This window comes from Pseudomonas sp. TSO6 (assembly GCF_056098905.1).
This window is the reverse complement of record NZ_JBLZWV010000007.1, coordinates 132847-157025: the sequence shown is the minus strand read 5'-3', so window position 1 is coordinate 157025 and position 24179 is coordinate 132847. Positions and strand designations below refer to the sequence as shown.

The window sequence follows — 24179 nt, the reverse complement described above, 5'->3', positions numbered from 1 at the left end:
TTTCAGATATGTGGTGATCCTGTGGGAGCTGGCTTGCCGGCGATGGGGCCGGGCCTGCAAACAAATGGGTTAGCATGGACAGCAGTTACCGGAGCCCCCATGCCTGACGCCACCCGCCACCTCACCCTCGCCAACGGCCTGCAGCTGACCCTGCGCCACGCCCCGCGCCTGAAGCGCTCGGCCGCCGCATTGCGGGTGTACGCGGGCAGCCATGACGCTCCCGCCAAGTGGCCCGGCCTGGCCCACTTCCTCGAACACCTTTTCTTCCTAGGCACCGCGCGGTTCCCCCTGAACGACGGCCTGATGCGCTACGTCCAGGCCCTCGGTGGCCAGGTCAACGCCAGCACCCGGGAACGCGCCACCGATTTTTTCTTGGAAGTGCCGACCAATGCCTTGGCCGGGGGCCTTGAGCGCCTGTGCCAGATGCTGGCCGAACCGGACCTGGGCATCGAGCGCCAACGCCGCGAACGCGAAGTGATCCACGCCGAGTTCATCGCCTGGTCGCGCAACCCGCAGGCTCAGCAGCAGTTCGCCTTGCTGCAATCGGTGTCGCCGGGCCATCCGCTAGGGGCTTTTCACGCCGGTAACCGGCACACCCTGGCCTTGCAGAATCCTGCCTTTCAGCAAGCCCTCGAAGGTTTCCACCAACGCTATTACCAGGGCGGCCAGATGACCCTGAGCCTGTGTGGCCCACAGTCACTGGATGAACTGGAACAGCTGGGCAGGCAGCATGCCAGCCTGTTCGCACCAGGCACGCAGGCACCACAAACGCTGCCGCCGCCACTGTCGCCACCGAACGCGCGCCTGGTGTTCACCCATGAAAAGCTCCCGGCAGGTGCCGAGCAGGCCCTGGAATTACTGATCAGTTGCCTGGGCGACAACCGCCCGGGTACCTGGCTGCATGTGCTGCGCCAACGCGGCTGGCTGCAAAGCTTCAAGGCCGAGAGGCTGTACAGCTTCGCCGGGCAGTTACTTTGGCACATCGACCTGCAGCTCAGCGCAAGCGCCAACCCGGACGAAGCAGATGCCCTGCTGCAAGGTTGGTTCAGCTTCATCCGCCAAGCTGACCTTGAGCAGATGAACCACGCATTCGGCCTGCTGCAGCGCAGCCGCGAACGCAGCGCCGGCGCGCTTGAGCTGGCTCGCCGGGACAGCACGGGCCAGCCGTTCGCCAAGCTGGATGCGCAAGGTGTGCAGGCCCTGGGCGCACTGCTGAAAGGCCTGCCGGGCCACGTGCATGGGCAATGGCAACTGCCCCCCGTCGACCCCTTGCTCATGGCTGATTTGCCCCTTGCCTCGGCGCAACCTCTACCGGCGGCCCTGAAGACCAGCGACCTGCTGCCTGGTACCCGTCAGTACGCCGCGCTTTATCTGCGCTGGCATGTGCCTTCGCCCTTGCGCCAGCGCTTGCAGCGCGTGCAGGAACAGGCGCTCGCCCCACTGCAGGAGCGCTGCGAACGCGCGTCGGTGCAACTGCTGTTCAGTGGCGTTGGCGAATACTGGCAATTGCGCTGCGCCGGGCAACCGGCAGCAGTGCTGCGGGCAGTGGAGCAGGCCTTGGCCCTGATGCTCAAGCCGGCAGCCAGTTGCTGGCAGCCCAGCACGGCGACGCCACCGCCACTGATCCCCATCAGGGCTTTGCTCAAGCAACTGCCCGACGCGGTACTGGGCGCCCACCCCACAAGTCCGCCAGCCGGCATGCCGACGCAGTCGCAACTCGACAGCCTCTGGCAGCACGCCCACTGGCATGGCCTTGCCACGGGTTTCGACGATGCTGCTTTGGCCGCCTTGGGGACTGCGTTGCAGCACTGCCCTGGGCAAGGCTCGTTGCCTGGCCCCCCACCCATATGGGTCAACCACTGTTGGCAGCACGCCGAAGTACCCGGCAGTGAACACGCCTTGCTGCTGTTCTGCCCGCTACCTGCGGCCAGCGAAGCCGCCGGGCGCCTGCTCGCGCAACTGTTGCAAGGGCCGGTTTACCAACGGCTGCGGGTAGAGCTGCAACTCGGCTACGCGGTGTTCAGTACCTTTCGTCAGGTCGAGGGTGTCGGCGGCCTGTTGTTCGGGGTGCAGTCGCCACAAACCCGTCAAGCGCAGATCCTCGACCACCTGCTCACCCTGCTGAGGCAAGGCATCACGCTGGATCCGGACGCTCGCGTGGCGTTGGCCGAGCAATTCGACGAGCCCGCCATGGCCAACGCGGACGTGGCTGAATGGGCATGGCAGACACACCTGGCTACACAACCCGGCACGCTGGATGAGCTGCGCAGGGCTATCTTGAAGACGCGGCAGACGGATCTGGACCAACTGCTGGGCACCCTGCTCGACAAGGATTGCCCTTGGCTCTGCTTGGCCAACGCTGCCGCGCCAGCCCTTGAATGGCAGTGACCAACCTCGCGATTGTTACGCCAATTGCAACGGCGCTTTTCGAATAATTAACCTTTCGGTACAAATTTTTCTTGTAAGATAGCGCAATCCCAGTTTCAGGGAACTGCCGGCCCATGGCGGTACCCAAGTAGTAGCTGAGCAACCCAACCCTCATTCGGAAGGAGTAATTCCATGTGGACCAAACCTGCTTACACTGACCTGCGTATCGGTTTCGAAGTCACCATGTACTTCGCAAGCCGCTAAGCCAGGCTTGCGCCTCAACGCCTCGGCCCGCCGGGGCGTTTTCGTTTTTACGACACGGTTTTCTGCATAGAGAGTGGCCATGTACATCCAGGTTCTCGGCTCCGCCGCCGGTGGCGGGTTCCCGCAGTGGAACTGCAACTGCGTCAACTGCAAGGGCTACCGTGACGGCACCCTGCGGGCCACGGCGCGCACCCAATCGTCCATCGCCCTGTCCGACGACGGCGTGCACTGGGTGCTGTGCAATGCCTCGCCCGACATCCGCGCCCAGCTCCAGGCCTTTGCACCGATGCAGCCCGCCCGTGCCCTGCGCGACACCGGCATCAACGCCATCGTCCTGCTGGACAGCCAGATCGACCACACCACCGGCCTGCTCAGCCTGCGTGAGGGCTGCCCGCACCAGGTATGGTGCACCGACATGGTCCACCAGGACCTGACCACCGGTTTCCCGCTGTTCAACATGCTCAGCCACTGGAACGGTGGCCTGCAGTGGAACCGCATCGAGCTGGAAGGCAGCTTCGTGATCGACGCCTGCCCAAACCTCAAGTTCACCCCGTTCCCGCTGCGCAGCGCCGCGCCGCCCTACTCCCCGCACCGCTTCGACCCGCACCCGGGCGATAACTTGGGTTTGATGGTCGAAGACACCCGCACCGGCGGCAAGCTGTTCTACGCACCGGGCCTGGGGCAGGTAGACGAAAAGCTGCTGGCGATGATGCACGGTGCCGACTGCCTGCTGGTGGACGGCACCCTGTGGGAAGACGACGAGATGCAGCGCCGTGGCGTGGGCACCCGCACCGGCCGCGAGATGGGTCACCTGGCCCAGAACGGCCCTGGCGGCATGCTGGAAGTGCTCGACGGCTTCCCGCGCCAGCGCAAGGTACTTATCCACATCAACAACACCAACCCGATTCTCGACGAAGACTCACCCGAGCGCGCCGAAGTCCTGCGCCGGGGCGTCGAAGTTGCCTTCGATGGCATGAGCATCGAGTTGTAAAACCGAGACCGCACAAGCAACACAGCAGCCCTGTGGGAGCGGGTTCACCCGCGAATACGATTGTGGATCTACCGACGCATTCGCGGGTAAACCCGCTCCCACAGGGATCGAGCCGAGACTCAGCTTTACAGGAGCCAGCCGAATGAGCGACGCACTGCCAATGTCCCCTGCCGAATTCGAGCAGGCCCTGCGCGCCAAGGGCGCCTATTACCACATCCATCACCCGTACCACGTGGCGATGTACCAGGGGCGCGCCACCCGCGAGCAGATCCAGGGCTGGGTAGCCAACCGCTTCTACTACCAGGTCAACATCCCGATGAAGGATGCCGCGATCCTGGCCAACTGCCCGGACCGCGAAGTACGCCGCGAATGGATCCAGCGCCTGCTCGACCACGACGGCGCACCTGGCGAGGACGGTGGCATCGAAGCCTGGCTGCGCCTGGGCCAGGCCGTCGGCCTCGACCCGGACCAGTTGCGCTCCCAGGAGCTGGTACTGCCCGGCGTACGCTTTGCCGTGGACGCCTACGTCAACTTCGCCCGCCGCGCCAGCTGGCAGGAAGCGGCCAGCAGCTCGCTGACCGAACTGTTCGCCCCGCAAATCCACCAGTCGCGGCTGGACAGCTGGCCACAGCACTACCCGTGGATCGACCCGGCCGGCTACGAGTACTTCCGCACCCGTCTGGGCCAGGCCCGGCGTGACGTGGAGCACGGCCTGGCGATTACCCTGCAGCACTACACCACCCGCGCGGGCCAGGAGCGTATGCTGGAGATACTTCAGTTCAAGCTGGATATCCTCTGGAGCATGCTCGACGCCATGAGCATGGCCTACGAGTTGAACCGCCCGCCTTATCACTCCGTCACCCAGGACCGGGTGTGGCACAAGGGGATCACCCTATGAGTCTGGATCGCAATCAGGTGCCGAGCTGGCGCCCCGGCTACCGCTTCCAGTACGAGCCGGCACAAAAGGGCCATGTGTTGCTGTACCCCGAGGGCATGATCAAGCTCAACGAAAGCGCCAGCCTGATCGGTGGCCTGATCGACGGCCAGCGTGACGTGGCAGCCATCATCAGCGAACTCGAACAGCAATTCCCCGATGTCCCGGAAGTGGCCGATGACATCGAGCAGTTCATGGAGGTGGCCCGTGCCGAACACTGGATCGTCCTCGCCTGAGTTGCCGCCTACGCCCGAGGTCGGGCTGCCGCTGTGGCTGCTGGCCGAGCTCACCTACCGCTGCCCGCTGCAGTGCCCGTACTGCTCCAACCCGCTGGACTTTGCCGCCCAGGGCCAGGAGCTGAGCACCGAACAGTGGTTCAAGGTGATGGCCGAAGCGCGGGAAATGGGCGCCGCGCAAATCGGCTTTTCCGGCGGTGAACCGCTGGTGCGCCAGGACCTTGCCGAGCTGATCGGCGAAGCCCGCCGGCTGGGGTACTACACCAACCTGATCACCTCGGGCATCGGCCTGACCGAAGCGCGCATCGCCGATTTCAAGAAGGCCGGCCTGGACCATATCCAGATCAGCTTCCAGGCCAGCGACGAGCAGGTCAACAACCTGCTTGCCGGCTCGAAGAAGGCCTTTGCGCAAAAGCTGGAGATGGCCCGTGCGGTAAAGGCCCACGGCTACCCGATGGTGCTCAACTTCGTCACCCATCGGCACAACATCGACAAGACCGACCGCATCATCGAGCTGTGCATTGCCCTGGAAGCCGACTTCGTCGAGCTTGCCACCTGCCAGTTCTACGGCTGGGCGCACCTCAACCGCCTGGGGCTGCTGCCAACCCGCGAGCAACTGGAGCGGGCCGAGCGCATCACCAACGAGTACCGGGAAAAGCTCAAGGCCGAGGGCAACCCGTGCAAGCTGATCTTCGTCACCCCGGACTACTACGAAGAGCGCCCCAAGGCCTGCATGAATGGCTGGGGCAACCTGTTCCTCACCATTACCCCGGACGGCACCGCGCTGCCCTGCCACGGCGCCCGCCAGCTGCCCGTGAAGTTCCCCAATGTACGCGACCACGACCTGCACCATATCTGGTATGAGTCGTTTGGCTTCAACCGCTTCCGTGGTTATGAGTGGATGCGCGAACCGTGCCGCTCGTGTGACGAAAAAGAAAAGGACTTCGGCGGCTGTCGCTGCCAGGCCTTCATGCTGACCGGCGATGCCAGCAACGCCGACCCGGTGTGCGCCAAGTCGGCCGAGCACGGCATCATCCTCAAGGCCCGCGAGGAGGCGGAAACCGCCCAGCTCGCCATTGAACAGATGACCTTCCGCAATGATCGAAACTCCCGTGTCATCGCCCGCGGCTGAATTCAGCGCGGCCCAGGCCGTTGCTGCCGGTACCGACTTCGCCGAACTCAAGGTCAGTGCCGACGGGCTGTTCTGGGTCGAATTTCGCCCCGCCGACGGTGCTTGCCGTATCTGGCACTGGCTGTACCACCAGGCCCGCTGCCTGACCCCGGATGGTTTCAGCGTGCGCAGCCGGGTCTACGAATATGGCGGTGGCAGCTTTTGCCTGGGTGGCGACGGGCTGGTGTTCGTCAACGAAAAGGACCAGCAGGTCTACACCCAGCCGCTGGACGATGTGCCACCGCGTGCGCTTACCCAGGATGCCCGCTGCCGCTACGGCGATGTGCAGTGGCACGATGGCCAGGTGCTGGCCGTCGAGGAACGCCATGCCGAGCAGGTGGAGCATCGCCTGGTCGCGTTGACTGAAAGCAGCCGCGAGGTGCTCGCCGAGGGGGCCGATTTCTATGCCTCACCCACTGTGAGTGCCGATGGCCAACGCCTGGCATGGGTGGAATGGGACCGCCCGGCACAACCCTGGACCCTCACCCGATTGATGTGCCGCGTACGCGACAGCAGTGGCCACTGGGGGCCCGCGCAGTGCGTGGCCAGCGATGATGAATCGCTGCAACAGCCGCGCTTCGATGAAGAAGGCCGTCTCTACTGCCTGTCCGACCGCAATGGCTTCTGGCAGCCATGGGGCGAAGTCGATGGCCACTGGCAGGCGTTGCCTGCCGGGCCTGCGGACCACGCCGCTGCGCCTTGGCAACTAGGCACCTGCACCTGGTTGGCGCTGGGGCCGCAAAGCTACCTGGCCAGCTGGTTCAAAGATGGCTTCGGGCAACTGGGGCTGCGTCATGAAGATGGCCGAATGGCGCGTTACGCCAGTGCCTACACACGCTTTCGCAGCCTGGCCATGGACAGCGAAAACCTGTATGCCATTGCCGCCTCGCCCATCAGCCCGCCGGCAGTGATTGCCATCGACCGCCGCAACCACGAGGTCCGCGTGCTGGCCGGTGGTGCCGAGGTGCTGCCGGCAGCCCAGATCAGCCTGCCGCAGTCGATCCACTATGGCAGTGACGGCGAGCAGGCCCATGGTTTCTTCTACCCGCCAGCGCAGGCGCAAAGCGCCGCACCGCTGGTGGTGTTCATCCACGGCGGGCCGACGTCTGCCTGCTATCCCGTGCTGGACCCACGCATCCAGTACTGGACCCAACGCGGCTTTGCCGTGGCCGACCTGAACTACCGGGGCAGCACCGGCTATGGCCGGGAATACCGCCAGGCATTGCACCTGCGCTGGGGCGAGAGCGATGTGGCCGATGCCTGCGCGGCGGTCGAATACCTGGCTGCCCAAGGCCTGGTCGACAAGCACAAGGCGTTCATCCGCGGCGGTAGCGCCGGTGGCTACACCACCTTGTGCGCCTTGGCGTTCCGTGACGTGTTCCGCGCCGGCGCCAGCCTGTACGGGGTCAGCGACCCGGTTGCCCTGGGCCGTGCCACCCACAAGTTCGAAGGGGATTACCTGGACTGGCTGATCGGCGACCCGCAGCAGGATGCCGAACGCTATCGCCAGCGCACGCCGCTGCTGCATGCAGGGCAGATCAAGGTGCCGGTGATTTTCTTCCAGGGTGAGCTGGATGCTGTGGTGGTGCCAGAGCAGACCCGCGCCATGCTGGCGGCGTTACAGGCCAACGGGATCGAGGCTGAAGGGCACTTCTATGCGGGGGAGCGGCATGGGTTCCGCAAAGCGGATAACCTGGCGCATGCGTTGGAAGAGGAGTGGAAGTTTTATTGCCGGGTGTTGGAGACCTGAGATTTTGGGGCCGCTTTGCGGCCCATCGCGACACAAGGCCGCTCCCACATTAATCGGCGTCCGCAGGACATTTGTGGGAGCGGCCTTGTGTCGCGATGGGCTGCGAAGCAGCCCCAGAAAACCTCACCGTTTGGCGATGATGTACACCGCGTGCACGATCCCGGGAATGTAACCCAGCAAGGTCAGCAGAATATTCAGCCAGAACGCCCCGCCAAACCCCACCTGCAGAAACACGCCCAGCGGTGGCAGAAGAATGGCGATGATGATGCGAATAAAGTCCATGCGAGTCTCTCCTGAAGGGTTACATCAAAGACTAGCCGTCCGCCACAGAGGTTCCACAGGCAAAAAAAAACGCCCCGGGCCGAATAAAACAGGCCAGGGGCGATGCGCAGGAACGCCAGACGGTTCGTAGAATTCTCGGTCTTGCCAAACAGCTACGCCGGCATTTCGCGGCGGGCCTGCTGCTGGGCATGCAGGCGGGCAAAGGCGCGGGCCAGGCGCAGCAGCATTTCGTCGATGTTGCCCTTGCTCACGGTCAGCGCTGGCGACAAACGCACCACATCCGCTTGCGGTGCATTGAGCAGCAGGCCTTCATGCAGGGCCGCTGCCACCAACTCTTTGGCCAGGTTTTCTTTCAGTTGCAGTGCCCACAGCAGGCCTTGCCCGCGCACCTCACCCTGCCCATAGCGCCCAGCCAGGCGGCTCAGGCCTTCGCGCAGGTGGCGGCCGTTATCCTGCACCTGGGCGAAGAAGCCAGGCTCCAGCACGGTGTCCAGCACAGCCAGGCCGGCGGCGCACATCAGCGCATTGCCATGGTGGCTGCCTTCCAGTTCGCCAGGCTCGGCGCAGCATGCCGTGCCCCGGGCGAGCAAGGCAGCCAGGGGCACACCGCCGCCCAGTCCCTTGCCCAAGGTGATGATGTCGGCGCGCACGCCATACCGCTCCTCGGCCAGCAGCGCGCCACAGCGGCCAATACCGGTCTGCACCTCATCGAGGATCAGCAGGATGCCCAGTTCACGGCACAGTGTTTCCACGCCCTTGAGGTATTCCTGGGTGGCGGGGATAACACCCGCCTCGCCCTGGATTGGCTCAAGCATGATGGCCACGGTGCGCGAATCCACGGCGGCGTGCAGGGCGGCCAGGTCGTTGAACGGCACTTTGCTGAAGCCCGGCAGGCCAGGCTCACAGCGGTTGCACGGCAGCGGGTCGGACGCCGACAGGGCGCCCAGGCTACGGCCATGGCAGGCCTGGGTGGCAGTGATGATGTGGTAGGCGCCGTTGCGGTGCAGCTGGCCCCACTTGCGCGCCAGTTTGATCGCACCTTCACAGGCCTCCGCACCGCTGTTCAGCAGGTAGGCCTGCTCGCTGCCGGTGCTCTGGCACAGGCGGTTGACCAGCCCCAGCAGGCCCCGGCTGTGGAAGCCCGAGCCCGGGTTGATCAGCGCCTGGGCCTGGTTGCCCAGTGCCTTCACCAGCACGCTGGGGCTATGGCCCAGGCTGTTGACTGCACCACCCTGGGTAAAGTCCAGATAGGCACGCCCTTCGTTATCCCACAACCAGGAGCCCTGACCACGTACGAACACCTGCGCTGCCCGTTCGGCGCTGGGCATCAGGCGATCACGCGACAGCTCATCAGCGTGCGGCACGATCACCGGCGCGCGCTTGGGCTCGGCGACAGCGGCAGGGGCCGAGCGGCGCAGGTTGAACAGGTTCATCAGGGCTCCAACCAATCACGGTAAAGGGCGGCTACGGTGCGGTCTTGGTGCCGGCACTCGATATTTTGCCTTGCCTATCAAAAGTGTTTTTCATCCGGGGTAACAATCGACCCAATGATCGCTGTAACCCGTTGGAATACGGCGATAGACTAGGCTTCGCGAGGGTTTTCGACCATTTCGTTTTTCCAGCATTTTCGATAAGTGTTACTTATGGATTTCCGCCAACTGCGTTATTTCGTCGCGGTGTATGAAGAAGGCCACGTGGGCCGCGCCGCCGAGCGCCTGTCACTGTCCCAGCCGGCACTCTCCCAGCAGATCCGCCAACTGGAACACAGCCTCGACCTGAGCCTGTTCGAGCGCAGCAACAAGCGCCTGCTGCCCACCCTGGCTGCCCACACCCTGTACAACCACGCCTTGCCATTGCTCGATGGCCTGCAGCGCGCCCACGAGGCCATGCGCAACTTCAAGGGCCAGTCGCTTCGCACCTTGGCTATCGGCGTGTTGCAGACCGTGCGGCCGAGCCTGGTGCCACAGCTGCTCGAACGGCTGCGCAAGGCACAGCCGCACCTTGTGGTGCAGATCTACGAGTTGTCGGGGCTGGAGATCGAACGGCGGCTGCTCAACGGCAGCCTGGACATCGGCATCAGCTACCTGCCACCGCGCCAGCCCGGGCTGCATGGCCTGCTGCTGTACGAAGACGAGCTGCAGCTGGTGATCCCCGATACCCACCCGCTGAAGGATTTCAAGAAGGTGTCCATCCGCCAGGCCGCCGAGTTACCCATGTTGATGCTTGGCGAAGAGTTCCAGATCCGCCAGATCTGGCAGGCGCAGCTGGCCAGCCAGGGGCGGCGGCCACACGTACAGGCAGAGATGAACAACATGGCGGGGATTCTCGACAGCCTGGCGCACACCGCACTGGCCACCATTCTGCCGGGCCGGGCCAAAGAAGCCGCCGAGGATGGTCAGGGCCTGTTGTGGAAGCCGTTGAGCGAACCGCGGGTGCCGCTGAAGGTTGGCCTGGTGTTTCGCGATGCCCAGCGCCAGCAGGCGTCTGTAGAGCTGCTGCGCACCCTGCTGGAGGAAGAGACGGACGCCCGCCTGTTGGGCGCATCGCCGCTGGATGTGCTGGCCTGAAAAACACGCGCACAAAGAAAACCCCGCCGAAGCGGGGTTTTCCAGACTGTTTCCCTGTGACATCCGTATCGCCCCGCCATCCTGGCAGGTGGTCCTTCGTCGTCTTCCTTGATCTGTCCTTTGCGCTTCCTGCGCAACGTCCATGTGGTAAAGATTAACCGTGGATCCAATCTGAGAACAGTGGTGAAAAGTCACCACGTCGTGTAGGAAAAAGCTTACAAAGGATTTATTCCCAGACATACCGGGAATTGGGGCCGCTTTGCGACCCCAATATCTGTCAGAACTGCTCGGCATCCAGCAGGTAAAGCGACTCGCTCCCCGCCTTCACCGATGCCACCAGCGAATCCACCCGTGGCAGCAAACGTGCAAAGTAGAAACGCGCCGTCCCCAGCTTGCCCGAGTAGAACGCCTCGTCCCCTTCACCCGCCTTGGCCGCCCGCGCCATCAGTGCCCACATGTAGGCATAGGCCACATAACCAAAGGCATGCAGGTACTCAACCGACGCAGCTCCGATCTCATTCGGGTTGCCCTTGGCCTGCTCCAGCACCCACTCGGTCAAGCCATCGAGCTGGTCGAGGCTGGCCGCCAACGGCTTGGCAAATTCGCCCAGCTCGCCACCCGCGCCGGCTATGAACTGGCGAATCTCGTCGGAGAACAACCGGTAGTACGCGCCACCGCTGGCCACCACCTTGCGCCCCATCAGGTCGAGGGCCTGGATACCGTTGGTGCCTTCGTAGATCTGCGTAATGCGCACATCACGCACCAGCTGCTCCTGCCCCCACTCACGGATATAGCCATGCCCACCGAATACCTGCTGCCCGTGCACCGTGCTCTCCAGCCCCAGGTCGGTGAGGAAGGCCTTGGCCACCGGTGTCAGCAGTGCCACCAGCTCTTCGCTGCGCTTGCGCACGGCGGCGTCTTCGCTGAATTTGGCACTGTCCAGCTGCATGGCTACATAGGTGGAAAAGGCGCGGCCACCCTCGATCTGTGCCTTCATGGTCAGCAGCATGCGGCGCACGTCCGGGTGGACGATGATCGGGTCGGCGGCTTTTTCCTTGGCTTGCGGGCCGGTCGGGGCGCGGCTCTGCAGGCGGTCGCGGGCGTATTCCACGGCGTTCTGGTACGACCGTTCGGCCGAGGCCAGGCCCTGGATGCCAACGCCCAGGCGCTCGTAGTTCATCATGGTGAACATGGCCGCCAGGCCCTTGTTCGGCTCACCGACGATGTAGCCGACTGCCTCGTCGAAGTTCATCACGCAAGTAGCCGAGGCCTGGATGCCCATCTTGTGCTCGATCGAGCCGCAAGTAGCCGGGTTGCGCGCCCCCAGGCCGCCGTCTTCGTTGACCAGGAACTTCGGCACCAGAAACAGCGAAATGCCTTTCGCCCCTGCCGGTGCATCCGGCAGCTTGGCCAGCACCAAGTGAATGATGTTCTCGGTCAGGTCGTGCTCGCCACCGGTGATGAAGATCTTGGTGCCGCTGACCTTGTAGCTGCCGTCGGCCTGAGGCTCGGCCTTGGTGCGGATGATGCCCAGATCGGTACCGGCATGCGGCTCGGTCAGGCACATCGAACCTGCCCAAACGCCGGCGTACATGTTCGGCAGGTACTTTTCCTTCAGTGCTTCGCTGGCGTGGGCGTTGATCGACAGGCAGGCGCCAGCGGTCAGCATCGGGTACAGGCCAAACGCCAGGCTGGAGGCGTTGACCATTTCCTCGACCTGGGCCGAGATGGCCTTGGGCATGCCCATGCCGCCGAACACCGGGTCGCCGCCCACGCCGACCCAGCCGCCTTCGGCGTAGGTGTTGTAGGCCTCGATGAAACCGGTCGGTGTGCTTACCGCACCGTTGTCCCAGTGGCAGCCTTCTTCATCGGCGGCGCGGCTGAGCGGCGCGATGGTCTTGGCGGTGACCTTGCCGGCTTCTTCCAGCACGGCCATGGCCGTATCGGCATCGACTACCTCAGCCAGCCCGGGCAACTGCGCCCACTGCTCGGCCACATTGAAGACTTCATTCAGTACGAAGCGCATGTCGCGCAGGGGCGCTTTATAGTCAGCCATGACAACCTCTCGCTAGTCGGGTCGGGGCGGTCTCGGGGAACCGCGACACTGGGGTTACTGGCAGTGTAACCGAACAACTTTTACGAGACATAGGGTCATCAACTGACCGCATGGTCTTGATCAGTCACGCCATCCGCACTGCACCACGCTGCGATTGTTGCCCATGCACCATGACACAATTGCGCCCTGCGCCTTTGGCGCTGTACAGCGCCTGGTCAGCAGATTTGAGCACCGCCTCAGGGTTACGGTGGTCAACCTGGCGCTCGGCCACACCGATGCTGATGGTGACCGACACCGTCCCGCCGCTGTTGCCCGACCGGCGCTGGCGCCCGCTTGTATCGTCCTGTGGGCGGCTGCTCTGGTCGCGCAGGTGCATCACATAGTTGGCAATCACCTCGCGCACGGCCTCCACGTGGGGCACACATTCCTCGGCGGTCTTGCCGGCGAACACCAGGGCGAACTCCTCACCACCATATCGATAAGCGCGGCCACCGCCGGTCACCTTGGACAAGCGGCTGGCGACCAGGCGCAACACCTGGTCGCCCACGTCGTGCCCGTGGGTATCGTTGAATTTCTTGAAGTGGTCGACATCGGTCATGGCGATCACGTAGTTGCGCCCCAGGCGCTGCATGCGCTCGTTAAGCGCACGGCGCCCCGGCAGGCCGGTCAGCTCGTCACGGAAGGCCATCTGGTAGGCCTCGTGGGCAACCGCTGCGGCGATCATCAACATCACCTGGCTGCACATGATGTTCAGGGTGAACGGCAGAATGAAGGTTTGCGGCAGCATCCAGAAAATACCCACCAGGCCCGTTATCAACGCGGCGTGCAGCGGCCGCGGTGCGCGCAGGTATTGCACCACCAGCAGGATGAACACGCCGAGGAACAAGGGGTAGACCATCTGGATCAGGCTCATCCACTGGCCATGCAAGGTTGGCCAGCGGATCTCCGCCAGCCAGGTCAGCAGCGCTTCGGGGTAGCTTTGTTCGAGGGCTACCGCCACGCTGCCCACGGCAAACAGCACGGCACCGCGGGCGACCATGTCCTGCAGCAGGTGGGTGCGTTCCTGCCAGGCGCCGTACAGGCCGAACAGGGCGGGCAGCAGCAGGCATACCAGGTGGAAGATCACGGCCGCGTCCTCGCGCACGCGGCCATGGTCACGGTAGAAGTCGGTCTGGGTGTCGAGCAGGTAGTAGGCGATGTACACCGTGAGCATCATGAACAGCTCACGCTGGCGGCGGTACACCGCGCAGTAGGCACCGCCCAGCAGCAGCACCAAGGTAGGCAGGACGTTGAACAGCGATGTGAAAAAGACACTGAGGTCTCTCACATAGGCTGCGGCGAGCCCTGCCAGCAACAGGATCAGCGAAGGCAGGAAGTGGCTTGCGCGAACAGCGTTAAGACGAAACAAGGGTAATCTCCAACCCGGCAGATCAATAGTGGCATTGTGCCCTTACTTCATCGGCAGTGCACATGAACAGTTGAATTTCAGGAAGGAGAAACAGGACGAACAGGCCTGAACGCAATCCTTGTGGGAGCGGCCTCGTGTCGCGAAAGGGGCGCGAAGCGGCCCTGGCTTTTTGTGCCACGGCCAAAATTGCCGGGGCTGCTTCGCAGCCCAATCGCGACACAAGGCCGCTCCCACAGGAGTAGTGTTCAGTCACATAATGCAAAAACCCGCCTGCCGGTAACGGCAGGCGGGTTTTGGGTACAGCGGGTGAATCAGTACGACAGGCCGAAGTGCTCTTCGTCCATCGCCATCAGGTTGTTGGCACCCGACAGCATGGTCGCCACATGCGTACGGGTACGCGGCAGGATGCGCTGGAAGTAGAAGCGCGCAGTCTGCAGCTTGGCGGTGTAGAACGCCTCTTCGCTGGTGCCGGCTGCCAGCTTCTCGGCCGCCAGGCGGGCGATGTCGGCCCAGAAGTAGGCCAGGCAGGCGTAGCCGGAGTACATCAGGTAATCCACCGAGGCCGCACCCACTTCTTCGCGGTCCTTCATGGCGGCCATGCCCACTTTCATGGTCAGCTCGCCCCACTCCTTGTTGATTGCCGCCAGCGGTTCAACGAACTCCTTGACCGCCTCGTTGCCTTCCTGCGCCTGGCAGAACTTGTGCACGATCTTGGTGAAGCCCTTCAGAGCCTCGCCCTGGGTCATCAGCACTTTGCGGCCGAGCAGGTCGAGGGCCTGGATGCCGGTGGTGCCTTCGTACAGCATGGAGATACGGCTGTCGCGCACGTTCTGCTCCATGCCCCACTCGGCGATGAAGCCATGGCCGCCGTAGATCTGCACGCCGTGGTTGGCCGCTTCGAAACCGACTTCGGTCATGAACGCCTTGGCGATCGGGGTCAGGAACGCCAGCAGGGCGTCAGCCTTTTTGCGCTCTTCTTCGTCCTGGCTGTACTTGACGATGTCCACCTGCTTGGCAGTGAAGTACACCATCGCACGGTTGCCTTCGGCGAAGGCTTTCATGGTCAGCAGCATGCGGCGCACGTCCGGGTGGACGATGATCGGGTCAGCGGCCTTGTCCGGTGCTTTCGGGCCGGTCAGGGAACGCATCTGCAAGCGCTCGCGGGCGTACTTCAGGCCACCCTGGAACGCCACTTCGGCGTGGGCCAGGCCTTGCAACGCAGTACCCAGGCGAGCCGTGTTCATGAAGGTGAACATGCAGTTCAGGCCTTTGTTGGCCGGGCCGATCAGGTAGCCGGTTGCCGCATCGAAGTTCATCACGCAGGTGGCGTTACCGTGGATGCCCATCTTGTGCTCGATGGAACCGCAGCTCACGCCGTTGCGCTCACCCACGCCGCCTTCGGCATTGGGCAGGAACTTCGGCACGATGAACAGCGAAATGCCCTTGGTGCCGGCTGGTGCGTCCGGCAGACGGGCCAGGACGATATGGACGATGTTGTCGGCCATGTCGTGTTCACCGGCCGAAATGAAGATCTTGGTGCCGGACACTTTGTAGCTGCCGTCGGCCTGTGGCTCGGCCTTGGTGCGCAGCATGCCCAGGTCGGTACCGCAGTGAGGTTCGGTCAGGCACATGGTGCCGGTCCACTCACCGGAAACCAGTTTGGTCAGGTAGGTGTGCTGCTGCTCGGCAGTGCCGTGCGCGGAGATGGTGTTCATCGCGCCATGCGACAGGCCTGGGTACATGCCCCACGACCAGTTCGAACCGCCGACCATTTCGCTCAGGGCCAGGCCCAGCGATTCCGGCAGGCCTTGGCCGCCATGTTCGACGTCATGCGCCAGGCTCGGCCAGCCGCCTTCGACGAACTGCTCGTAGGCCGCTTTGAAGCCAGTCGGGGTTTTAACCCCCGATTCGCTCCAGGTGCAGCCTTCCTGGTCACCCACACGGTTCAGCGGCGACAGCACCTGCTCACAGAACTTTGCGCCCTCTTCGAGGATCGCGTCGACCATGTCGGGCGTGGCGTCCTGGCAGCCCGGCAGGCTCTGATAGTGCGCCTCATAGCCAAGCAGTTCGTCGCGAACGAAGCGGATATCACGCAAGGGGGCTTTGTAATCAGGCATTGCGATGAACCTCTGGGTCAGTTCTGTGGGGGTGACCAGCTCTTGGCGGCCGTCTATCAAACAGTTGTTTGAAACTTACGTTTAGCTCCGGCTTATGTCAAGGAGGGACTATGGTGCCATTTACGCCACGAAAAATGGCTTTTACGCCACACTCAGAAAAAACGCCGCCTCTGTGGGAGCGGGCGTGCCCGCGAAAGGGCCCGGCCAGACAAAAGAGATGCCTGACCTGACGCATTCGCGGGCACGCCCGCTCCCACAGGGGCTGTGTTTAATTTGAGGGTTGCCTGTCAGGCGTAGGTGTCGATGATCCGACCGAGCATTTCGTCGGATGCCTTGACCACCTTTGCACCAAGCTCGACTTCGGTTTTGCCAACAACCATTTGCACGGTGCTGGTGGCCAGGTCCATCTGCTGACTGCGATCTACTGCGCGCAGGCGTTCAGCCTGAAAATCGCTGGACTGGCTGGTGGCGGTACGTTCGGCTGTGGTGTTGGCGATCTGGCCGGCGGCCTGATCGACGCGGTTCTGGCCGGTTTGAATCGCACTCAGGCCCGCGTAATAGGCGGAGCTACCGGTGATTTCCATGTCAGGACTCCATTGACGCTGGATGACGAACAGGCCTAATTAAAGCAGGCTGGGCGCGAAAAGGCCCGTTTAAAAGCCTAATGGCCTGGTGCCAGTTGATAGGCCTTGGGTATTCCTGCACCGGCCCTATCGCCGGCAAGCCAGCTCCTACAGGTACCACGAGCCGGGCCTGGAAAAGGCTAATCCAGCAGATCCAGTTGCAGATGCTCAGCCACCATATCGGCACTGGCTTGCTTCAGTTTGGGCACCCGCCCAAGGCAAGGCGCAGGCAAGCGCTCTGCCAGGCTGGCAAGGTTCTCTTCAAGACGCGAAGTACGGGGCTCGATGATGTTCGCCACCCACCCGGCCAATTGCAGCCCATCCCGCTCGATCGCCTCGGCGCTGAGCAAGGCATGGCTGATGCAACCCAACCGCACCCCCACCACAAGAATGACCGGCAACTGCAGGGCAACGGCGAGGTCGGAAAGGTTCTCCAGGCCCGACAGCGGCACACGCCAGCCACCGGCCCCTTCGACCAAAGTGAAATCGGCATTTTGTTGCAGCACATTGCGCATTGCCGCCAGCAACTCCGGAACAGCCAGCGTCACCCCCGCCTCACGCGCCGCCACATGCGGGGCAATGGCAGGCTCGAAGGCAAACGGGTTGACCTGCTCGTATGGCAACTTGATCGTGCTTTCGTCGATCAGCGCCTGGGCATCACTGTTGCGCAAGCCCTTCGGTGTCATGGTGCAGCCGGAGGCCACCGGTTTGGCACCCAGAGTGCTCATGCCCTGCAAGCGCGCCGCGTGCAAAAGCCCGGCGGCGATGGTGGTCTTGCCGACATCGGTATCGGTACCGGCAATGAAATAGGCCTGGCTCATCTCGCTCCCCTTACGCCTGTGGCTTGCGCAACACACCATAGACCACCTGATAGGTGGCTGGCAGCCCCTCGGGCTGGCGAAATGCTTCGTAGGCCTGCAACAGGCCCTGCATGCGGGCCCGGCCGGTGAGGCCTGAAGGGCGGCCCGGGTTGAGGTTGTGCGCGCCCAGTGCCTTCAGCTCATGGGTCAGGCTGCGAACATCCGGGTAGTGCAGCACATGCGGGCAGCGCTGCAGCCCAAGTTGTTCAAAGCCGCTGCCGGCACACAGGCGTTGGTAATCCTCGAACCGGCGGAAGCGGTTCACATGCACCAGACCATCCACGGCCTGCCAGCTGGCACGCAACTCGTCGAGGGTACCCACGCACAGGCTGCTGAAAGCCAGCACGCCACCCGGGCGCAGTACTCGCAACGCCTCTGCAAGCACACAGGCGAACTGGTCGCACCACTGCACCGCCAGGCTGGTGAACACAAGGTCGACGCTGGCATCTCGCAGCGGCAAACGCTCGGCATCACCGGCCACGTGGTAGTGCGCCCCACCCTGTTCATTCCGGGCGTGGCGCAGCATGCCTTCGGCAATGTCCACTGCCACACCGCTGGCCTGTGCGAAACACTCGGCCAGTTTTCGGCTGAAATGGCCGGTGCCGCTGCCCAGGTCCAGCCAGTGCGAGGGTTGCAAGCCGGCCGGCAACTGCTCCAGCAGGTTCAAACCTACGGCGCGCTGCAAGGCCGCCACGCTGTCGTAGCTGGCCGCAGCGCGGGAGAACGAAGCCGCCACCTGGCGTTTGTCGGGCAATGCGCCGGGCAGGGTCGGACGGGAAAGGTCAGTCATCGCCACTCTCATGCAGGAAACTCTTGATGCCCGCCGCCAACTCCTGCGGATACTCCAGCAGGAACGCGTGGGAACTGTCTTCGACCAGGCCCACTTCCACATCCGGCAGCAGTTCGCTCAATGCCTTGGCTGCCTCTGCCGGCACCAGCGCATCGCTGCCGGCAAACAGGTGCAATTGCGGGCCGGCATATGCCTGGAGTGCTTCGCGGGTGTCCAGCTTGGCCAGCACCTCAAGGCCGGTTGCCAGGTACAGCGGGTCGGTGTCCGGCACCCCGACACCCAGTTGGCGCAGCAACGTGCGTGGCTGTTGGGCGCCATCGCTGCACAAGGTACGGAAGCGCTTGAGGGTGACCTGTGTATGGCTCCGGCAGCCATCGAGGAAGGTGCCAAAGGTGTCTTCGGGCATGCCGTGGGGCCAGTCGGGCCGGGCCACAAAACTGGGGTTGCTGGCCAGGGTCAGCAGGCCACAGCAGTGATCGCCACGCTGGTGCGCCAACGCGCTGGCCAGCATGCCACCCAGCGACCAGCCACCCAGCCAGACATCGCTGGGCAGCTTGCGGTCCAGGTGGGCGACCCAACCCTGCACATCGCTGTGGTCCAATTCGGGCAAGGGCATCAGCTCTACCTGCAAGCGGGCATCCTGGGCGCGCAGGCTGGCTGCCAGCGGCTCCAGTGAAGCAGTGCCCAGGCCCCAGCCGGGCAGCAATACAAGACGATTACGCATCGGCGTTCTCCAACTGTGGATAACACTCGGCCAATGCATTCAACAATAGCTGCACCTGCGCCTCGCTGTGCGCGGCGCTCAGGGTCACCCGCAGGCGTGCGCCGCCCGCCGGCACGGTGGGTGGGCGGATGGCCGTCACCAGCAAGCCGCGCTCGCGCAGCATGCGCGACAGGCGCAGGGCCTGAGCGCTGTCGCCGATCATGATCGGCTGGATCGGCGTCGGGCTGTCCATCAACGCCAGCCCGATCTGCTGTGCGCCTTCGCGGAACTGGCGAATCAACGCCGCCAGGTGCTCGCGGCGCCAGGTTTCGTGACGCAACAGTTCCAGGCTCTTGAGCGTGGCACAGGCCAGCGCCGGTGGCTGGCTGGTGGTGTAGATGTAAGGGCGGGCGAACTGCACCAGTGCCTCGATCAGCTCTTCGCTGCCGGCAACAAAGGCACCCGCAGTACCGCAAGCCTTGCCCAGCGTGCCGATCAGCACCGGTACGTCATCCACGCTCAGGCCGAAGTGCTCGACGATGCCGCCGCCCTGTGCGCCGAGTGTGCCCAGGCCATGGGCGTCATCGACCATCAGCCAGGCACCGCGGGCGCGAGCGACATCGGCCAGTGCCGGCAGCTCGGCCAGGTCGCCGTCCATGCTGAACACGCCATCGGTCACCACCAGCGTATTACCGACCGCCTTGTCCAGGCGGCTGGCCAGGCTGGCCGCATCGTTATGCAGGTAGCGGTTGAAGCGTGCACCGCTGAGCAGCCCGCCATCCAGCAGCGAGGCGTGGTTCAGGCGGTCTTGCAGTACGGTATCGCCCTGCCCCACAAGCGCGGTGATGGCGCCCAGGTTGGCCATGTAGCCCGTAGAGAAGAGCAACGCGCGCGGGCGGCCAGTGAGTTCGGCCAACGCTTCTTCAACCTGGTGGTGCGGCGTGCTGTGGCCGACCACCAGGTGCGAGGCACCGCCACCGACACCCCAGCGCTCGGCACCGGCCTGCCAGGCGGCGATGACTTCGGGGTGGTTGGCCAGGCCCAAGTAGTCGTTGCTGCAGAAGGCCAGCAACCGCTGGCCGTCGACCACCACTTCCGGCCCCTGCGGGCTCTCCAGCAGTGGCCGCTGCCGATACAGGTCTGCGGCGCGCCGTTCGGCCAGGCGCGCCGCCAGGTCGAAGGCCATGTCAGGCCGATGCAGCGTTGTAGAACATCTCGCTGCTGCGCTGTTCGACCAACGCCTGCTCAATGGCCGCCTGATGCACTTCGTCGGCGTGCTCTTCACGCGCTTCGGGCTTGATGCCCAGGCGTGCGAACAATTGCATGTCCTTGTCGGCCTGCGGGTTGGCGGTGGTCAGCAGTTTTTCGCCGTAGAAGATCGAGTTGGCACCCGCCATGAACGCCAGGGCCTGCATCTGCTCGTTCATCTGCTCGCGGCCGGCGGACAGGCGCACGTGCGACTTGGGCATCAGCAGGCGAGCCACGGCGAGCATGCGGATGAAGTCGAACGGGTCGACGTCCTCTTCTTCGGCCAGCGGCGTGCCAGCAACCTTGACCAGCATGTTGATCGGCACCGACTCCGGGTGCTCGGGCAGGTTGGCCAGCTGAATCAGCAGGCCGGCGCGGTCGTCCAGCGACTCGCCCATGCCCAGGATGCCGCCGGAGCAGATCTTCATCCCCGCATCGCGCACGTAGGCCAGGGTCTGCAGGCGCTCGCTGTAGGTGCGGGTGGTGATGATGCTGCCGTAGAACTCCGGCGAGGTGTCGAGGTTGTGGTTGTAGTAGTCCAGGCCAGCCTGGGCCAGGGCTGCGGTCTGCTCCTGGTCGAGCTTGCCGAGGGTCATGCAGGTTTCCAGGCCCATGGCCTTCACACCTTTGACCATCTCCAGCACGTAAGGCATGTCTTTGGCCGAGGGGTGCTTCCACGCCGCGCCCATGCAGAAGCGGGTGGAACCGATGGCTTTGGCGCGGGCAGCCTCTTCCAGCACCTTCTGCACTTCCATCAGCTTCTGTTTTTCCAGCCCGGTGTTGTAGTGGCCGGACTGTGGACAATATTTGCAATCTTCCGGGCAGGCGCCGGTCTTGATCGACAGCAGGGTCGAAACCTGCACCCGGTTAGGGTCGAAATGCGCGCGGTGCACGGTCTGCGCCTGGAACAGCAAGTCATTGAACGGTTGCTGGAACAGCGCCTTGACCTCGGCCAGGGACCAGTCGTGACGTGTTGTTGCAGTTGTGCTGGCGCTCATCGGCGTTTCCTTGTTTAGGCTGTAGCTGGCGCCGGGACAGGAAGCCCACAAGCGCATCACGGATAGCCCGCATAGTTACGGAAGGCCCATGAACTGTCAACCACACTGGAAAAGACTGGTTTACAAGTGCTCACTTATTAATCAAATGTGTTTGTTGTGTGACGAGCCTGCCGATCAGGCCTACCCGATGTGCATCGCCTGCGAGCAGGAACTGCCTTGGCTGGGCGATCAATGCCTGCGCTGCGCCCTGCCGCTGCCTATCGCTGGCCTGACCTGCGCCCACTGTTGCAGGCACTCGCCGCCGTTCGAGAGCGTGATTGCACCATGGCAATTCGGCTTTCCGGTCGACACGCTGGTCAGCCGCTTCAAGCACAACCGGCAGTGGCCTCTGGGGCGTTTGATGGCTGAACTGCTGGGGTTTGGGCTGCTGCATCGCTTTGCCGAAGGGCTACCCCGCCCTGACCTGCTGTTGCCCGTGCCCTTGGCCAAACGTCGGCTGCGCGAGCGCGGGTTCAACCAGGCCGGGATGCTCGGGCGGTGGTTGTCCACGCAACTTGGGCTACCGTGCGATGAGCGATTGTTGCTGCGTACGCGCGAGACGCCTGCGCAGCAACAGCTGGATGCCCGGGCAAGGCGGCGCAATTTGCGGCAAGCGTTTGCGCTCTCGGGTGAACTGACGGGCAAACATGTTGCTATCGTCGATGATGTGTTCACCACCGGTGCCACCGCGCAGGCCATCGCCGAGGTGCTGCGCAAGGCCGGAGCGCGGCGGGTGGATGTGTATTGCCTGGCACGCACGCCCAAGCCGGGGTATGCATGACCCTGCGCAGTCCTCCACAATCCGCTTTCAGGACCTTCACCTATAACGACTCAATACCCATGCCCCTACCCACCCTGCTTACCCAGCACATCGCCCGCCGCCCCCAGCGCATCGCCCTGCTGCAGCACATTGCCGAACAAGGCTCGATCACCCGCGCCGCGAAGGCTGCGGGTATCAGCTACAAGGCGGCCTGGGATGCCATAGACGAGCTCAACAACCTGGCCAGCCAGCCGCTGGTAGAACGCAGCACCGGTGGCCGTGGCGGTGGCGGTGCGCGTTTGTCGCCGGAAGGCGAGCGGGTGTTGCGTCTGTATCAAAGGTTGCAGGCCCTGCAGGCGCAAATTCTTGAGGCCGCCGAAGAATCCAGCGACCTCGACCTGCTCGGTCGCCTGATGCTGCGTACCAGTGCGCGCAACCAGCTCCAGGGCCAGGTCAGCGGCCTGCGCCGCGAGGGCCGGTATGACCGCGTCAGCCTGGCATTGGGCGGTGGGCTGGAGATTGATGCGCTGATCACCCATGACAGCACCGCGCGGCTGGAGCTGACACTGGGGACGACGGTGGTGGCGCTGCTCAAGGCGGGGTGGGTACGGTTGCTGGCGGAGGGGGAGGCAGCCGACGCGGGCAGCAACTGCTTGAGTGCAACCGTGGAAGAAGTGTTGGCAGAGGATGAGGGGCCCAGTGAGGTGCGGCTGGCGTTGGGCAATGGGCAGACGTTGTGTGCCATCGCCGATGCGGATTGGTTGGCTGGGCAGCAGGTGGCGGCGGACAGTGCGGTGCGAGTGCAGTTTCATCCGTCCTATGTGTTGATTGGGGTTCCTGCATAGCTTGGCCGCGCATTGCGCGGTTCGCGGGCGCGCCCGCTCCCACAAATCTTGAAAACTGCGCTGTGCCTGTGGGAGCGGGCATGCCCGCGAAGAGGCCGGTACAGGCATAACGCGTTACCATGGCCCCACGCTGCTTACCCTCCGGAGTCACCATGTCCCACCCCTTCGACACCCTCACCCCCGACCTGGTCCTGGACGCAGTGGAAAGCATCGGCTTTCTCAGCGACGCCCGGGTGCTGGCACTGAACAGCTACGAGAACCGCGTCTATCAGGTGGGCATCGAAGACGCGCAGCCGCTGATCGCCAAGTTCTACCGCCCGGGCCGCTGGAGCGATGCGGCGATCCTCGAAGAACACAGCTTCACCGCCGAACTTGCCGACTGCGAAGTGCCGGTGGTTGCGCCGATGCAGCACGACGGCCGCACCTTGTTCGAGCACCAGGGCTTCCGTTTCACTCTGTTCCCGCGCCGCGGCGGCCACGCTCCGGAGCCGGGCAACCTCGACCAGCTCTACCGCCTTGGCCAGTTGCTCGGCCGCCTGCATGCTGTGGGCGCCACCAAACCATTCGAGCACCGTGAGGCCCTGGCTGTGGACAACTTCGGCCACGCCTCGCTGAACACCCTGCTGGACGGTGGTTTTGTCCCTCGCGAACTGTTGCCCGCCTTCGAGTCCGTGGCCCGAGACCTGCTAAAACGTGTCGAGGATATCTACGCCCGCACACCGCACCAGCTGATCCGCCTGCACGGCGACCTGCACCCCGGCAACCTGATGCACCGTGACGAGGTGTACCACGTGGTCGACCTCGACGACTGCCGCATGGGCCCGGCGGTGCAAGACCTGTGGATGATGCTGGCCGGCAGCCGCGAGGAGCGCCTGGGGCAACTGGCCGAGCTGATCGACGGCTACAACGAGTTCCACGACTTCGACCCGCGCGAACTGGCCCTGATCGAGCCCCTGCGCGCCCTGCGCCAGCTTCACTACAGCGCGTGGCTGGCACGGCGCTGGAGCGACCCGGCGTTCCCGCCCAGCTTCCCGTGGTTCGGCCAACCCCGCTACTGGGGGGACCAGATTCTCGCCTTGCGCGAACAAATGGCCGCGCTGGATGAAGCACCGCTGAAATTGTTCTAGAAGCATGCCTACGTCTGTCTACAATAGGCGTCGCTTTATTTAG

General features: G+C 63.9%; 22 protein-coding genes. 11 read left to right on the top strand and 11 right to left on the bottom strand.

The annotated features are described in order from the left end of the window. The first annotated feature begins 99 nt into the window (after nucleotides 1-99). The 7 genes from pqqF to ACN6NG_RS01825 all read left to right on the top strand — a co-directional run bounded on the left by pqqF (nucleotide 100) and on the right by ACN6NG_RS01825 (nucleotide 7713). Nucleotides 100-2388 (top strand): pyrroloquinoline quinone biosynthesis protein PqqF, encoded by a 2289-nt coding sequence (gene pqqF / locus ACN6NG_RS01855; protein ID WP_063424397.1) that lies wholly within the window; start codon nucleotides 100-102, stop codon nucleotides 2386-2388. A gap of 171 nt (nucleotides 2389-2559) precedes the next feature. Beyond that, entirely contained in the window at nucleotides 2560-2631 is a 72-nt protein-coding gene (gene pqqA / locus ACN6NG_RS01850) for a pyrroloquinoline quinone precursor peptide PqqA (protein WP_008365141.1), read from the top strand. Nucleotides 2632-2710: 79 nt separating this feature from the next. After that, entirely contained in the window at nucleotides 2711-3622 is a 912-nt protein-coding gene (gene pqqB, locus ACN6NG_RS01845; RefSeq protein ID WP_063424396.1) for a pyrroloquinoline quinone biosynthesis protein PqqB, read from the top strand. A 142-nt stretch (nucleotides 3623-3764) separates the two neighbouring features. After that, nucleotides 3765-4520, top strand: coding sequence for a pyrroloquinoline-quinone synthase PqqC (gene pqqC, locus ACN6NG_RS01840; protein WP_012270176.1), 756 nt, complete (start codon nucleotides 3765-3767; stop codon nucleotides 4518-4520). After that, on the top strand, nucleotides 4517-4792 hold the full coding sequence (gene pqqD / locus ACN6NG_RS01835; RefSeq protein ID WP_016497682.1) for a pyrroloquinoline quinone biosynthesis peptide chaperone PqqD: 276 nt from the start codon (nucleotides 4517-4519) through the stop codon (nucleotides 4790-4792). The genes pqqC and pqqD overlap by 4 nt, the downstream gene beginning before the upstream one ends. Further along, the gene (gene pqqE, locus ACN6NG_RS01830; protein ID WP_063424395.1) at nucleotides 4764-5924 is read left to right on the top strand and encodes a pyrroloquinoline quinone biosynthesis protein PqqE; all 1161 of its coding nucleotides are present in this window, start codon (nucleotides 4764-4766) and stop codon (nucleotides 5922-5924) included. The genes pqqD and pqqE overlap by 29 nt, the downstream gene beginning before the upstream one ends. Next, the gene (locus tag ACN6NG_RS01825; RefSeq protein WP_474312846.1) at nucleotides 5890-7713 is read left to right on the top strand and encodes a S9 family peptidase; all 1824 of its coding nucleotides are present in this window, start codon (nucleotides 5890-5892) and stop codon (nucleotides 7711-7713) included. Before pqqE ends, ACN6NG_RS01825 begins: the two co-directional genes overlap by 35 nt. Before the next feature lie 123 nt (nucleotides 7714-7836). Here ACN6NG_RS01825 and ACN6NG_RS01820 read toward each other — a convergent pair whose 3' ends face one another. Continuing rightward, complete coding sequence (locus ACN6NG_RS01820; RefSeq protein ID WP_003177654.1) at nucleotides 7837-7995, bottom strand: YqaE/Pmp3 family membrane protein; 159 nt, start codon at nucleotides 7993-7995, stop codon at nucleotides 7837-7839. A 152-nt stretch (nucleotides 7996-8147) separates the two neighbouring features. Next, a complete protein-coding gene (locus ACN6NG_RS01815; RefSeq protein WP_474312845.1) occupies nucleotides 8148-9428 on the bottom strand; it encodes an aspartate aminotransferase family protein in 1281 nt (426 codons plus the stop codon). Between the two features lie 210 nt (nucleotides 9429-9638). On the opposite strand from ACN6NG_RS01815, the gene ACN6NG_RS01810 reads away from it, so the two are divergent. After that, nucleotides 9639-10562 carry a LysR family transcriptional regulator gene (locus tag ACN6NG_RS01810; RefSeq protein WP_063424393.1) on the top strand — a complete coding sequence of 308 codons (924 nt, stop codon included), beginning with the start codon at nucleotides 9639-9641 and terminating at the stop codon, nucleotides 10560-10562. 277 nt (nucleotides 10563-10839) lie between these two features. Here ACN6NG_RS01810 and ACN6NG_RS01805 read toward each other — a convergent pair whose 3' ends face one another. The 9 genes from ACN6NG_RS01805 to bioB all read right to left on the bottom strand — a co-directional run bounded on the left by ACN6NG_RS01805 (nucleotide 10840) and on the right by bioB (nucleotide 21365). After that, a complete protein-coding gene (locus tag ACN6NG_RS01805) occupies nucleotides 10840-12618 on the bottom strand; it encodes an acyl-CoA dehydrogenase C-terminal domain-containing protein (RefSeq protein ID WP_063424392.1) in 1779 nt (592 codons plus the stop codon). 124 nt (nucleotides 12619-12742) lie between these two features. After that, complete coding sequence (locus tag ACN6NG_RS01800; RefSeq protein WP_063424391.1) at nucleotides 12743-14026, bottom strand: GGDEF domain-containing protein; 1284 nt, start codon at nucleotides 14024-14026, stop codon at nucleotides 12743-12745. 311 nt (nucleotides 14027-14337) lie between these two features. Further along, nucleotides 14338-16143, bottom strand: a complete 1806-nt coding sequence (locus ACN6NG_RS01795) for a phenylacyl-CoA dehydrogenase (RefSeq protein ID WP_063424390.1) — start codon at nucleotides 16141-16143, stop codon at nucleotides 14338-14340. Between the two features lie 287 nt (nucleotides 16144-16430). Next, nucleotides 16431-16727, bottom strand: coding sequence for a hypothetical protein (locus tag ACN6NG_RS01790; RefSeq protein WP_016497674.1), 297 nt, complete (start codon nucleotides 16725-16727; stop codon nucleotides 16431-16433). A 179-nt stretch (nucleotides 16728-16906) separates the two neighbouring features. Then, the gene (bioD, locus tag ACN6NG_RS01785) at nucleotides 16907-17587 is read right to left on the bottom strand and encodes a dethiobiotin synthase (RefSeq protein ID WP_019472548.1); all 681 of its coding nucleotides are present in this window, start codon (nucleotides 17585-17587) and stop codon (nucleotides 16907-16909) included. A gap of 10 nt (nucleotides 17588-17597) precedes the next feature. Next, a complete protein-coding gene (gene bioC / locus ACN6NG_RS01780; protein ID WP_474312844.1) occupies nucleotides 17598-18416 on the bottom strand; it encodes a malonyl-ACP O-methyltransferase BioC in 819 nt (272 codons plus the stop codon). Next, entirely contained in the window at nucleotides 18409-19140 is a 732-nt protein-coding gene (locus ACN6NG_RS01775; RefSeq protein WP_063424388.1) for an alpha/beta fold hydrolase, read from the bottom strand. Before ACN6NG_RS01775 ends, bioC begins: the two co-directional genes overlap by 8 nt. After that, nucleotides 19133-20305 carry an 8-amino-7-oxononanoate synthase gene (gene bioF, locus ACN6NG_RS01770; RefSeq protein ID WP_063424387.1) on the bottom strand — a complete coding sequence of 391 codons (1173 nt, stop codon included), beginning with the start codon at nucleotides 20303-20305 and terminating at the stop codon, nucleotides 19133-19135. The genes ACN6NG_RS01775 and bioF overlap by 8 nt, the downstream gene beginning before the upstream one ends. A gap of 1 nt (nucleotide 20306) precedes the next feature. Continuing rightward, nucleotides 20307-21365 carry a biotin synthase BioB gene (gene bioB / locus ACN6NG_RS01765; protein WP_016497669.1) on the bottom strand — a complete coding sequence of 353 codons (1059 nt, stop codon included), beginning with the start codon at nucleotides 21363-21365 and terminating at the stop codon, nucleotides 20307-20309. An 88-nt stretch (nucleotides 21366-21453) separates the two neighbouring features. On the opposite strand from bioB, the gene ACN6NG_RS01760 reads away from it, so the two are divergent. The 3 genes from ACN6NG_RS01760 (at nucleotide 21454) to ACN6NG_RS01750 (ending at nucleotide 24136) form a co-directional block, all read left to right on the top strand. After that, a complete protein-coding gene (locus ACN6NG_RS01760) occupies nucleotides 21454-22185 on the top strand; it encodes a phosphoribosyltransferase family protein (protein WP_474312843.1) in 732 nt (243 codons plus the stop codon). A 59-nt stretch (nucleotides 22186-22244) separates the two neighbouring features. Then, complete coding sequence (locus ACN6NG_RS01755; protein WP_063424385.1) at nucleotides 22245-23009, top strand: TOBE domain-containing protein; 765 nt, start codon at nucleotides 22245-22247, stop codon at nucleotides 23007-23009. 152 nt (nucleotides 23010-23161) lie between these two features. Continuing rightward, nucleotides 23162-24136, top strand: a complete 975-nt coding sequence (locus ACN6NG_RS01750; RefSeq protein WP_019470553.1) for a serine/threonine protein kinase — start codon at nucleotides 23162-23164, stop codon at nucleotides 24134-24136. Nucleotides 24137-24179: the final 43 nt, after the last annotated feature.